The 12610-nt window shown below is 31.6% G+C and carries 10 protein-coding genes, 2 pseudogenes and 1 other annotated feature; of the genes and pseudogenes, 7 read left to right on the forward strand and 5 right to left on the reverse strand.

Going from position 1 to position 12610, the window contains the following annotated elements:
• Positions 1-23: 23 nt before the first annotated feature.
• Complete coding sequence (gene megL / locus ACWJKE_RS03780; RefSeq protein ID WP_220287207.1) at positions 24-1226, forward strand: methionine gamma-lyase; 1203 nt, start codon at positions 24-26, stop codon at positions 1224-1226.
• A 710-nt stretch (positions 1227-1936) separates the two neighbouring features.
• Here the strand turns inward: megL and ACWJKE_RS03785 are convergent.
• Positions 1937-2065: pseudogene (locus ACWJKE_RS03785) on the reverse strand (transposase); the annotation flags it as partial.
• 64 nt (positions 2066-2129) lie between these two features.
• On the opposite strand from ACWJKE_RS03785, the gene ACWJKE_RS03790 reads away from it, so the two are divergent.
• The 4 genes from ACWJKE_RS03790 to ACWJKE_RS03805 all read left to right on the forward strand — a co-directional run bounded on the left by ACWJKE_RS03790 (position 2130) and on the right by ACWJKE_RS03805 (position 6008).
• Positions 2130-2420, forward strand: a complete 291-nt coding sequence (locus tag ACWJKE_RS03790; RefSeq protein WP_268064135.1) for a hypothetical protein — start codon at positions 2130-2132, stop codon at positions 2418-2420.
• Positions 2421-2979: 559 nt separating this feature from the next.
• Complete coding sequence (locus tag ACWJKE_RS03795; protein WP_216304459.1) at positions 2980-3828, forward strand: site-specific integrase; 849 nt, start codon at positions 2980-2982, stop codon at positions 3826-3828.
• Positions 3821-5008 (forward strand): IS91 family transposase, encoded by a 1188-nt coding sequence (locus tag ACWJKE_RS03800; RefSeq protein ID WP_216304460.1) that lies wholly within the window; start codon positions 3821-3823, stop codon positions 5006-5008. The genes ACWJKE_RS03795 and ACWJKE_RS03800 overlap by 8 nt, the downstream gene beginning before the upstream one ends.
• 322 nt (positions 5009-5330) lie before the next feature.
• Positions 5331-6008 (forward strand): 5'-methylthioadenosine/S-adenosylhomocysteine nucleosidase family protein, encoded by a 678-nt coding sequence (locus tag ACWJKE_RS03805; RefSeq protein ID WP_216303497.1) that lies wholly within the window; start codon positions 5331-5333, stop codon positions 6006-6008.
• Between the two features lie 637 nt (positions 6009-6645).
• Here the strand turns inward: ACWJKE_RS03805 and ACWJKE_RS03810 are convergent.
• The 4 genes from ACWJKE_RS03810 to ACWJKE_RS03825 form a co-directional block, all read right to left on the reverse strand.
• Positions 6646-6975, reverse strand: coding sequence for a DUF3784 domain-containing protein (locus ACWJKE_RS03810; RefSeq protein WP_216303498.1), 330 nt, complete (start codon positions 6973-6975; stop codon positions 6646-6648).
• Positions 6976-7790: 815 nt separating this feature from the next.
• Positions 7791-8003 (reverse strand): GNAT family N-acetyltransferase, encoded by a 213-nt coding sequence (locus ACWJKE_RS03815; protein ID WP_462953848.1) that lies wholly within the window; start codon positions 8001-8003, stop codon positions 7791-7793.
• The gene (locus tag ACWJKE_RS03820; RefSeq protein ID WP_216303499.1) at positions 7984-8415 is read right to left on the reverse strand and encodes a DUF4829 domain-containing protein; all 432 of its coding nucleotides are present in this window, start codon (positions 8413-8415) and stop codon (positions 7984-7986) included. The genes ACWJKE_RS03815 and ACWJKE_RS03820 overlap by 20 nt, the downstream gene beginning before the upstream one ends.
• A gap of 290 nt (positions 8416-8705) precedes the next feature.
• A complete protein-coding gene (locus tag ACWJKE_RS03825) occupies positions 8706-9056 on the reverse strand; it encodes a hypothetical protein (RefSeq protein ID WP_253198212.1) in 351 nt (116 codons plus the stop codon).
• Positions 9057-9681: 625 nt separating this feature from the next.
• On the opposite strand from ACWJKE_RS03825, the gene ltrA reads away from it, so the two are divergent.
• Together ltrA and ACWJKE_RS03835 are read left to right on the forward strand one after the other, a co-directional pair.
• Positions 9682-11091: a group II intron reverse transcriptase/maturase gene (gene ltrA, locus ACWJKE_RS03830; RefSeq protein WP_462952630.1), complete on the forward strand. Its 1410-nt coding sequence runs from the start codon at positions 9682-9684 to the stop codon at positions 11089-11091.
• 452 nt (positions 11092-11543) lie between these two features.
• Positions 11544-11768 (forward strand) — a binding site (T-box leader).
• A 98-nt stretch (positions 11769-11866) separates the two neighbouring features.
• Positions 11867-12551, forward strand: a pseudogene (locus ACWJKE_RS03835) (threonine--tRNA ligase); the annotation flags it as partial.
• Between the last annotated feature and the right edge of the window lie 59 nt (positions 12552-12610).

Genomic DNA, 12610 nt, shown 5'->3' on the forward strand with positions numbered 1-12610 from the left:
CTAAATATTAGGAGGAATTAATAATGAATAAAGAATATTTAATTAACAAAGGATTTGCTACTAAAGCTATACATGGAGGAAGTAAGGTGGATCAATACGGAGCACTAGCTACTCCAATACATCAAACAGCTACCTTCGTTTTTGACTCAGCTGATCAAGGTGGTAATAGATTTGCAGGAAGAGAAGATGGCTATATTTATTCAAGACTGGGAAATCCCACTAACACAGTTTTAGAAGAAAAACTGGCAATACTTGAAGGTGGAGAAGCATGCATGTCTATGTCATCAGGCATAGGAGCCATAACTTCAGCAATGTGGTCATTATTAAAGGCTGGAGATCATGTAGTGGCATCAAAAACTATTTATGGCTGTACTCATGCATTTTTAAGTAATGGGATTGCAAGATTTGGCGTTGAGGTTACTTTTGTTGATGTTACGAATCTAGAAAATGTAAGAAATGCTATGAAAGAAAATACAAGGGTTGTTTTCTTAGAAACACCTGCAAATCCAACGTTACTCATAACAGATATTGATAAAATATCAAAGATTGCACATGAAGTAGAAAATTGCATAGTAATGGTGGATAATACATTCAGCACGCCATATATACAAAGACCATTAGAACTAGGCGCAGACGTGGTAGTGCATTCTGGAACCAAATTTCTAAATGGACATGGTGATGTAATTGCTGGCTTTGTTATCGGATCTAAAGTATTTATTGATGAAGTTAGATTATTCGGTGTTAAGGATATGACAGGAGCTTGTTTAAGTCCTTTTGATGCATATTTGATTATACGAGGAATGAAAACACTAGAAATTAGAATGGACAGACACTGTGAAAGTGCAATGTCTGTAGCTAAATTTTTAGAAGCTCACCCAGCAGTAGAAAATGTATATTTTCCAGGACTTGAGAGTTTCCCACAATATGCATTAGCAAAAAAACAAATGAGCCTTCCAGGAGCGGTAATTGCTTTTGAAATAAAGGGTGGAGTAGAAGAAGGCAAAAGGGTTATAAATGCAGTTGAAATGTGCAAATTAGCTGTTAGTTTAGGAGATCCTGAAACTTTAATTGAACATCCTGCTTCAATGACTCATTCTTCATATCCACAAGAAGAAAGATTGGAAGCTGGTATAACTGATGGTTTAATAAGGTTGGCAGTAGGGCTTGAAAATGTTAAAGATATTATTTCTGATTTAGATGGAGCACTTAATTTGATTGTTAAATAGTAAGTCAAGATTTATAGATAAACACAGCTCATGACTGTGTTTTTTTGTTAATTACCAAGACAAGTTTTAGGTGGATAATCTAAATTTTTGAGTGTATATAAATTGATAAAAAACAGTAAATGTTTTTTTTAAAAAGTAAAAGAGCATACTTTTATTAAAAGTAAGAGGCTATACTAGTAATGGTACGAATATAACTTTTAATGTCAAGACAGGAAGTTACTCTTATAATAGCACTGGAGCAGCTACTAATAAGTCAAATACTGTATTTGATAACTATAATAGGGGGTAAGGCAACAATTTGTCAAAAAACAGCCACAAGACAGTATTTCCCATAATGAATTATAAATCAAAATCGTGACTACTATTTTGTGCCTATTATAACGTAAAAAAAGAGAATTGAGAACTAATATATAATCATTGTTTGAAGTCCATCCTTATAAATTCTTTGCCATCTGGTAGCGTATATCTTTTGTGTTTAATACAATTAAATTTAATGATAGAGAATGCTTCTTTAAGTCTGTACTCATTAATGTCATGATGAATGGATAAAATAGGTTCTAAATGTGAATCATTCTTTGAATTACTTACAAATGAATTGCTATTTTTTCAGGCGTGTAAATTATTTTGTGTATACTCTTTCTATAGGCAAAAAATCGATCTATTAATTTTTGTAAAATAATATTATTTAAAGTCGATTAAAGTTTTTTATCTATTCTACGAATATAATCTGGAAATACAAAGAAAGTTATAAGATTATCCCAATTATCTTCCCAACTCTTAATAGCATTTGGATATTTACTTCCCCATTTTTCTTTTGCAGAAATTAAATTTTCAAGTGCAAATTGTTAAAATCATGCCATTTTATAAAGCAAGAATGTGGGGTGGGGGGGGACCGGCTGGTCAATGAATTCCACTATGTTGGGCGAAGTATATAATGTTGTGGCTTTAAAGAATCATGCAGATTGTGAAATCCCGGAAATGAAAATGACATTATCTGAATTATATGAAGCAGAGCCAAAATGGTTTCAATGTAATACCAGTGAGTTGCCTGTTCGTGTAAATATTTTAGATCCAATTGCTGATTTACCAGTGCAGGTCCATCCGGGTGATGAATTCGCAAAGAAATATAATAATGGAAGAGGAAAGCCAGAGGTCTGGGTTATTTTAGCTAGGGGTAGGGCTCGCAAAGCGTAAATTTACAACATTAAGCCAGTTATTTACAATTTGACACTATTATTTGAATATTCCGAGTTAGAATTAATAGACAATAGTTCCAACTCAAAAAAATATATAATATCAATGTAAAGCTCTTATTTTTTTACTCAAAACAAGTTAGTTAAAATGCAGTCATAGTATTGATAACGCTAACTAAAACAGTAATAAAAAATATATATTAGTTAATGTGAAATTTAAGAAAAACATTAAATTAACACGAGTATATTTAATAGGGGGTAGCATACGCAAAAATGATATTTCGTACGTTAAGGAAACTAAAATGCCATAAATGTAAATATTTTACTCGTTAATTAACGGTAATAATAGTATAATTAAATAAATGTTTTGTGTCGCAACAGTAAAAAAGAACTAAACCGCTAAAAACGGTGGCAGACAAGTGCTAATCATATTAATTTAATTTTTACTTAAATAAAATAGAAAGAAGTATCCTTATTTGACTAAGATACTTCTTTATTATAATACACACTTCCTATAAACTTTTATTGTCGAAATAAAAAATAAGGAAGTGTTATTATTTATGTCAGAATTAAAAGAAAAAATGAAAATGGATATGGAACTAAGGGGTTATAGTCCAATGACTATAAAAAGCTATATCAATCACGTTAGTAACTTTGCTAAATTTTACAACAAATCACCAAAGTATTTAGGTGAAAAAGAAATTTGTGACTATCTACATTATTGTATCATTAAAAAAAAATTAAGTGAAGGAACAGTTAATTATATTAATTCAAGTCTTAAATTTTTTTATACTAAAACTCTAAATAGATATTGGAATTCGGACAAAATTGCAAGGATGAAAGAACCATCAAAATTACCTGCTGTATTATCTCCAGATGAGGTTAAATCCATCTTTGATGTTACTGAAAACCTCAAGCATAAGGCAATTCTCATGACGGTCTACTCCGCAGGATTAAGAGTTAGTGAAGTTTGCAACCTAAAAATAACAGATATTGATAGTAAAAACATGCAAATATTAATTAGAGAGGGCAAAGGTAAAAAAGATAGATATTCATTGTTGTCTAAAGCAAATTTAGAAATCCTCAGAGAGTATTGGAGCAGATATCATCCTACGGAATATTTATTTTCTGGAAAGGGTCGTACAGATTCTATAAGTCCACGTAGTGTTCAGAAAACGCTCGAGAAATCTATAAAAAAAACTAAAATTACTAAGCATGCAACTGTCCATACGCTTCGCCATAGCTTTGCAACTCACTTATTGGATGCTGGTACGGATATCTGCTACATTCAAAGACTTTTAGGACATACCCGAATTACTACTACCACTATCTATTTACATCTTAGAAGGATGGATTTACTTAATATAAAGAGTCCGTTGGATATCCTCTTAGGAGAGAACGATGATTGAGATTCAAGATATATTCAATCAACATGGTGATGAATATAGGAGGAATCATCAGCTTCCGCTGAATATTTTAAAAACTATGATAGCTATTGAAGCTTGTAGAACAGCAGAGCTTGGTGGTCATGTAGACGAATGTGATGAATGTGGACACGTTAGGATTTCTTATAATTCCTGCCGAAACAGGCATTGTCCTAAATGCCAAACTTTATCCAAGGAAAGATGGCTTGAAAAAAGAAAAGAGGATTTATTATCCGTAGGGTATTTTCATGTAGTTTTCACTATTCCTGAAGAGCTTAACTATATAACATTAACAAACCAAAAGGAAATGTATTCTATTCTATTTAAATCTGTTTCTGAAACACTACTTGAACTTTCAAGTGATAAAAAACATTTAGGAGCAGAAATTGGATTTATGGCAATTTTGCATACGTGGGGTCAAAATTTAATGAATCATCCACACGTACATTGCATAGTTCCTAGTGGCGGATTAACTTTAGATGGTAACCGATGGATAAATTCAAAAAAAGATTTCTTTATCCCAGTGAAAGTGCTTTCAAGAAAATTTAGAGGTAAATTTTTATTTTACCTTAAAAGAGCTTATTATAGTAATGCACTTAAATATACTACAGGAATTGAGGAATTAACAAAGAAACATATATTTCAGAGCTTCATAGATAAGTTATATAAAAAAGAATGGATTGTATATTGTAGACCTCCTTTTGGGAGTGCGGAGTACGTACTTGAATACCTTGGTAGATATACTCATAGAGTAGCGATATCTAATCATCGAATTGTAAATTTAGAAAATGGATATGTAACATTTAAATGGAGAGATTATAAAGACCATAATAAAGAAAAGTTTATGACACTTACAGTAGATGAATTTATTAGAAGATTTCTCATGCATGTTTTACCAAGAAAGTTTGTTAAAATTAGACATTATGGAATATTAAGCAATAGAAATAGGTCAACTAAGCTTCAAAAATGCAAAGAACTTACAGGGACAATAGAAAATAAAAATCAAAATTTAGAAGTTAAGTTAAGTGCAGCGGAGCTTCTTTTAAAGCTTACAGGGATAGATATAAATATCTGTTCTTGCTGTGGTAAAGGTAAAATGATTACAAAAGAGAAATTAAATCGCCAAAATTATTCGCCACCAGGAGGAATAAATAAAATAGCATAAAGTTTTTATTTAGGGGAGGGGGAAATTACGTCTATTTTTAGAAAATAATCAAGGCTTAGAATGATTTAAGATGCATTTGTGGAAATTAAAGTTAATACTCTTAGTGTTAAAGAAAATTTCAGAAAGAGGGAAAAGATTGAATCTCCATAGTAGTGGAAACGCGGCATCGTTCTTTAGCTTGTTTCAGAAATTGAGCAACTTTAGTGGCTATCATCATTTAAGCATATACTTATGGTGATAGTTTTTATCGGCTCAACATCTGAATCCAAACCTATTCAAAGTACGACATAAAGATTATATATATTTTATGGAGGTGACTAAAGTGAAAAATATAGGAATGATTGTTGCTGTTGAAATAGAATCTGTTTTAAATAAATATGGAATACCGATAAAAAAATTAGAATTTATAGGCTATTCGGTATATCAATATAAATTGGGTGAAAATAATTTATTTGTTATACATACCGGAGCTGGACAAATTGCTGCGGCTACGTCAACACAGTTTTTAATATCACAATTTAAAGTAAATTTCATTGTAAACTTTGGTATTGTAGGTGGGTTGACACATGAGATGGCATTAGCGAGAACGTGTATTGTTGAAAGTGTTGTTCATTATGATTTTGATACATCAGAGGCTGATGGATGTAGTGTTGGAAGACATCTTGAATACCCGAGTGTCTATATATCCACAACAAAAGAAATTGTGGATAAAGCCCTTGAAATTGAACCGTTGTTAAAAAAAGTAATTTGTGCTTCAGGGAATAAATTCATTGCATCAAAAGAGAAAAAAGAAGAATTACATAATAGTTTTAATGCAGATATATGTGAAATGGAGGCTGCTGGAATTATATTGACTTGTAATAAAAACAAAATTCCCTGCTTGTTGATAAAAACTGTATCTGACAGCATTGCTGGTGGAGTTAGTGAATTTAAAAACGCGATTAATGAATCCGCAAGAATTTGTATGGAGATAACAAACAAAATCCTTAACAATTTATAAACATACTTATATTTTGAGCATATTAGTTCACACTCTTCATAAATTACGTCACAAACGAATGTACGATTTTGACTAAAACCTTACATTCGTAAAAGTAACATAAAGCGTTGATATATAAAGGTTTATAGTAGGTTTAACTAAAGCCTTTTTTATTATTGTACATTTGAATGTATTGTTTTATAAGATATATTATAAATATAGTACATTGATTTTGTGCCCTCTGGGACGTTTACTTTTGGGCAGTGAGTAAGATTGTCCAAAGCTTCATTTGTGACCTAGAGTAGTGAAAGAGCTTGTGCCACATCAGGTTTTCGTATGAAGAATGAAGGAGAAAATTTGCTATGGACCAGCCTTTGACCGCGGAGTCTTATTATTATTATTATATTAAGACTGATTTGTAATAAATTCAAAGTAAATAGTCAATACGTTATGTTACATTCAAAATGAAATTTCAAAGGAATAGGCAATAGATCCAATGTGAAAGTAACACAATTAGTAATGTGTTACTTTCAGTGTATAGATATACACTGAAAGCAAGTACCACCCATAGTTAAGATCTTGGGGGTACTTGCGACGAAATATATGAATATTACCTACCACTTTATCTTCTTATATCGTTTACTTTAAGACTGCATAATTATTTTTTTATTCTACATTTTTTATCCATATCATATATACTTTTTATAATTCCTAGTATGAAAATAACGACCTGTGCAATAGTTAAATAATTATAAAATTTGCTACTAAAAAAAACCCCACCAACCCCTATAAGAATAATTAATAGACCAGTATACAACATATCTCCGCCTACTATCCTTGATACTTTATCTTTATCATATTTTTTCGCATCAAATCCATTCAGCATATCTCCTGCATTTTGACTTTTAATTATCAATCCTAAAAATGTAAACATCCCTCCCATAATTAATGTAATTATAATTAACCCATATACATCCGTATTCCTCATATAAAATCTCCTGCATTTTATTATTGTTATATTATATCAATTCCTATTTCTCTATTAGTTTGAGAGACAACTAACTCTCATAAAAATACGAGCACGACACAAAATACTTGCTTAATTAGCTTATTCTATATTATAGATCTACAATCCTTTAAAAATATATTTCAAAGATACAATGCTGTGAAACTAAAATTTCACGGCATTTAAATAGGCTCCATAACTAGTAGCTTGCTTTTAGATTTTTTTATATTTTCATCAATGCTTTCTCTATCGTTATTCTTTTCTAAATCAGTCATATCGAAGTCCTCCTTATATTCCGCATAATTTTATTAATTAGCTTATTTAGGGGGAGCGCTAACATTTCCGACAAACCCCACGCTAAGACATAAAATGGATATAAAACATGACTTTCGCCTACGTTAAGCAAATAATATTTAAAAATAAGTACCATAAAAGTTATATTAGAGTTGTTTTGATACTTTGTTTTTGGTAATAGTTTTGGAACTGAAAATCACGTATAAAGTGACTATTCCTAAGGTTTATATTTAAGTACCGAAAACGAAGGTTTATGGAACTATATTCATTAACGTGGGTTTTGTCGGTTCCGTTGGCTCCACGCCATTTGCTTAATTATACTATATATAACATATATTCCATATAAAGAATTTTGCGGTTTTAAATGATAAGAGGGGTCCCGCCAACATTTCTCTGAATCACACCAACAAGAATAAAAAATAGCCTAAAACTAACTAATATCAATGTTTATCATCAATATAAGAAAAATGCGGATTATTCTATTTATAGATAATGCTATTAATTTAATTTAAAGTTATCCAATATCTTTGAGTAATTCTACTTCCTTCTGGTATTTCATTTGCCAATTTAGCTCCATTATTTATCATAGTCTTTACCGATACAATATTATTTTTGTCGCAAGTAATTAAGACTTTTTTAATATCTAATTCGACACATTCTATTAAGAGTAATGCTAACATTTCAGTTGTATTAGTTTTAATATCCCCAATCGTCAACTCGCCAATTACCTGTTTTACTATCCCTTATTAATGTCCAATTCCAATTAGAATAAGTTGAATTTGGATTAAAACTCCCATCACCTCCTGAAAAATCTACATTAAAAGTAGAAAGCAAAACAATTACATTCTCAGACTTGACACCATTCGCTGAACCTTTTCCATATTTCAAGTAACCTCCAATAAAATAATTTGATTTCTTTTCGTCATACCATAATTTTGTAAGACTACATCCCCTAAAATCCTTGAATTTTTTCTTTACACAATTTGTTGCATCATTCATTTCCCCTTGGCTAAACTTATCTGATTTTCCAATACTTACTACAGCATTGTTGGTTTTACCAACTTGTTTATAAACCAATAAAAATAATACTACTAAAATTAGACAAAGAAAAGCTATTATTTTTTTCATATAAAAACCCTCTTCATTTTAAAGTCATTTAATGAACAATATTTTACCGTTGTGACTTAATCACTAGAAAAATTATACCATTAAACACCATTTTTATAAACTATAGTTTGATGTTAAAACGAATTGCCCTACGTAAAGGTATACCTTTACGTAGGGTTGAAAAAAGCTATAAAATATATTCGTAAAGTATAACAAAACATTTATGAATATCTACGTAAAATACATTAAGATTTACGTAGATATTATAAAATTGCTACTGGTGTGATTCAAAATTATGTTGGTGAGACCTCTTAATGTGGTAATTCTTTTTCTTTGTTGGTTATTATTAAGTCCTTATAAACAAATATGATAGTAATAACACACCCTAATACAGCAAAGCCCACAAAGAAAACTTCATTATTTGTGAACTTTTCTATAATAGGCATTCCTACAAAAAAATAAGTTGTAATTATAGGGTATACTAATTTTCGCAGTTTTTGAGTTTTTATAAATTCAAAGGTGCTACTAATAATTAAAAGCATTGTAATTATTGTTAACATGGCTGTTGGTAATCCCATTTGCATAAACATCATTGTACATCCAGCCACACCAACAACAAATAAAAGTATTTCTAGTATCATTGTTATTGATTTGAATTTCATAAATAACATCTCCATCCTAAAGCATTATTAAATATATATGATGCTTTAAGAAATGTATTCTTAAATTTCAACTCCATTTATTTACATACTTATAGCCGTTTTTAGTTCCGTTACTACCTATACCCCTAGTAGGTTGAAAACAAAAAACAGATCCTGCTGTAGTGCAGTAGGATCTGTTTCCCCTGGATGAAGGGGGAATAATTTCATTGTGCGCCCGGCATGGGCGCAATCTAATGGGTGAAAGTCCCTAGCACGGGTTAATAGTGCCAAGTGCATAGCTTAAGACAAGGGTGTCCATCGTGAGATGGAATCTGAAGGAAGTTGGCGGCCAAACTCCGGTCTGACGAACAGAAACTACATATAAGGCATATGCTTGTGGGTAAGTTTGCAATACAAAACGAAGCCCAAAACTATTCGAAACAAGTGGTGTAAATGTAGCAGATAGATGGAGTGAAAGATTGCGTTCTTACCCGGGGAGATCTGATAGGTAAGTTGTGGATATGAATTTAGAAATAACAACCCATACAGTGATGTATGGCTGAACTATCAGAAGTCAGCAGACGTCATAGTACCATGCAAAACGCGTTAGCGTGGGAAGGACTGAACAATAGGAGGTTTTGGAATTTTGAAGGATACGAGAAAATATGATAAAAGCAGACAACTTCATAAAGAAGGCTCTCTACGAGAGAATAGAGTGGAACTCGAAGGTAATGTAGAAGTGCATAGTATTTCCTCTATGTCAGAAGAAGGAAGAAACGATGTGAATGAATATGATAATGGTTTACTCGAGCAGATATTATCGAGAGATAATATGAATAAAGCATATAAAAGAGTAAAAGCCAATAAAGGAAGTCATGGGATTGATGGTTTGACAGTAGATGAACTTCTACATTATCTAAAAGAGCATGGACAAGAATTAAGGCAATCATTATTAGAAAGTAGATATAGACCTCTAGCCGTAAGAAGGGTAGAAATACCAAAACCTGACGGTGGAATTAGGCTACTTGGAATACCTACTGTATTAGATAGAGTTATTCAACAAGCGATATCACAAACTCTAATACCAATATATGAAAAGAAATTTTCTGATAATAGTTACGGTTTTAGACCTTTAAGAAGTGGAAAACAAGCTGTTGAAAAATGTAGGGGATATATTAATGCTGGACATACATGGACGGTGAATATAGACCTTTCTAAATACTTTGATACGATAAATCATGATAAATTAATAAGGATACTATCGGAAGATATTAAAGATAGTAGAGTAATTTCTCTGATACGAAAGTATCTACAAAGTGGAGTGATGATAAATGGGGTATTTATGAATACAGAAGAAGGAGCACCTCAAGGCGGGCCTTTGTCCCCATTATTAAGTAACGTAATGTTACATGAACTCGATGTAGAACTAACAAAACGAGGACTAAACTTTTGTAGATATGCTGATGATGCGAATATATACGTCAAAAGTGAGAAATCAGCAAATAGAGTAATGAAGAGTATTACGAGATTTATTGAGGAAAAGTTAAAGCTTAGAGTGAATAAAGAAAAGAGTACAGTAGATAGACCTTGGAAACTTAAATTTTTAGGATTTTCATTTTACCGAGCAAAAGGTGAATACAGAATGAGAGTTCCTCAAAAACCTATAATCAAATTCAAAGCAAAGCTAAAAGAATTAACTTCAAGAAGTAATGCGATGAGCATGAAATATAGGTTTATGAAACTTAAGCAAGTGATAGTTGGATGGATAAATTATTTTGCTATTGCAGACATTAAAAGTATTCTTAAAACACTTGATGAATGGTTAAGGCGAAGAATTAGAATGTGTTTTTGGAAACAATGGAAAAAGATTAAAACAAAATATGGGAACCTTGTTAAATTAGGAATACCAAACAATAAAGCTTTGCAATATGCAAATACAAGGAAAGGCTATTGGAGAACATCCAATAGCCCTATATTAAACAAAACATTGACCAATAAATACCTTAAAAATATAGGATTAGTTTCTATATCTGAGACATATTTATTAAAACATTAATTTCTATTGAACCGCCGTGTACCGAACGGTATGCACGGTGGTGTGAGAGGTCGCTAAATAAATTAATTATTTAGCTCCTACTCGATTGCTTTGGAGAAGTTTACTGACTGCTACTAAACTTAAATAGAATGATGAATGCTTAGGTACTTTAATAGATTAGTTTACTTCTAGGCAGTGAGTAAGATTGTCTAAAGCTTCATTTGTGACCTAGAGCAGTGAAAGAGCTTGTGCCACATCAGGTTTTCGTATGAAGCATGAAGGAGAAAATCGGATGTGGACCAGCCTTTGACTGAGGAGTCTTATTATTATATTAAGACTGATTTGTAATACATTCAAAGTAAAGAGTCAACTCGTTATGTTACATTGAAAATGAATTTTTTAAGGAATAGGCAATAGCCCCAAAGTGAAACATATATTGACAATGAAAACAATTTAGAATATACTAATTTTAATTAAAAACTGTGAAGAGGAAAAGTAAATAGTATGCTGTTCTAAGAGGGAGAAACTCACCGGCTGTAAGGTTTCTTGAACAAGCAATATTGAAAACCACCTCTGAGTTGATTACTGAACTTAAGTAGGTAATTCCGCGAGCCGGCGTTAGTGGTGTTGAGTGATAGAAGTGTTTTTAATTATGCTTCTGTAATTTGGGTGGAATCGCGATAAAACTCGTCCCTTACTTTGGGGCGGGTTTATTATTTTTTGAAAGAGGAATATTTATGTTAAAGGTTGTAATAAAGGATGGCACTGTAATAAATTCTAATGAAGAAGAAGGGCACTTAGACACACCGCCTATCATATACTTGCTATTATATCCAAATGCTAAATTATCTATCGGCCCTGCAATAGATAATGGATTTTATTACGATTTTGATGTAGTAGAACCCTTTACTATGGATATACTCGAAAAAATAGAAGTAGAAATGAGAAAAATAGTTAAAGAAGACTTAAGATTAGAGCGATCAGTAGTTTCTATAAAAGAAGCTTTGAAGATTATGGAAGATAAGGGACAAATCTATAAAATAGAACTCATTAATGATTTACCAGAAGGAGAAGAATTAGTTTTTTTTAAGCAGGGAGATTTTATAGAACATTGTGCAGGGCCACATGTATTATCAACTTCAAAAGTAAAAGCCTTTAAGCTATTATCAGTTGCAGGAGCTTACTGGAGAGGCAGCGAAAAAAATAAAATGCTTCAAAGAATATATGGAACGGCATTTGCTAAGAAAAGTGAACTTGATGAATATTTGAATATGATTGAAGAAGCGAAGAAAAGGGATCATAGAAAACTTGGTAAAGAACTAAAATTATTTGCTTTAATGGATGAGGGACCAGGATTTCCATTTTTCCTTCCCAATGGTGTAGTTTTAAAGAATAATTTAATTGAGTACTGGAGAGAACTTCATAAGAAAAATCGTTATGTTGAGATAGAAACTCCTATGATATTAAACAAAGAAATGTGGAACTATACAACTAGATTTACACCTTCCCCAAAGATTTGACTTACAATATATCGGCAGTG

Source organism: Clostridium sp. CM036 (assembly GCF_055081135.1).

Coding starts and splice junctions, on each gene's coding strand:
- ACWJKE_RS03795 (WP_216304459.1), top strand. CDS start 2,980: ATGTCAGAATTAAAAGAAAAAATGAAAATGGATATGGAACTAAGGGGT.
- ACWJKE_RS03790 (WP_268064135.1), top strand. CDS start 2,130: ATGAATTCCACTATGTTGGGCGAAGTATATAATGTTGTGGCTTTAAAG.
- megL (WP_220287207.1), top strand. CDS start 24: ATGAATAAAGAATATTTAATTAACAAAGGATTTGCTACTAAAGCTATA.
- ACWJKE_RS03810 (WP_216303498.1), bottom strand. CDS start 6,975: ATGAGGAATACGGATGTATATGGGTTAATTATAATTACATTAATTATG.
- ACWJKE_RS03820 (WP_216303499.1), bottom strand. CDS start 8,415: ATGAAAAAAATAATAGCTTTTCTTTGTCTAATTTTAGTAGTATTATTT.
- ACWJKE_RS03800 (WP_216304460.1), top strand. CDS start 3,821: ATGATTGAGATTCAAGATATATTCAATCAACATGGTGATGAATATAGG.
- ACWJKE_RS03825 (WP_253198212.1), bottom strand. CDS start 9,056: ATGAAATTCAAATCAATAACAATGATACTAGAAATACTTTTATTTGTT.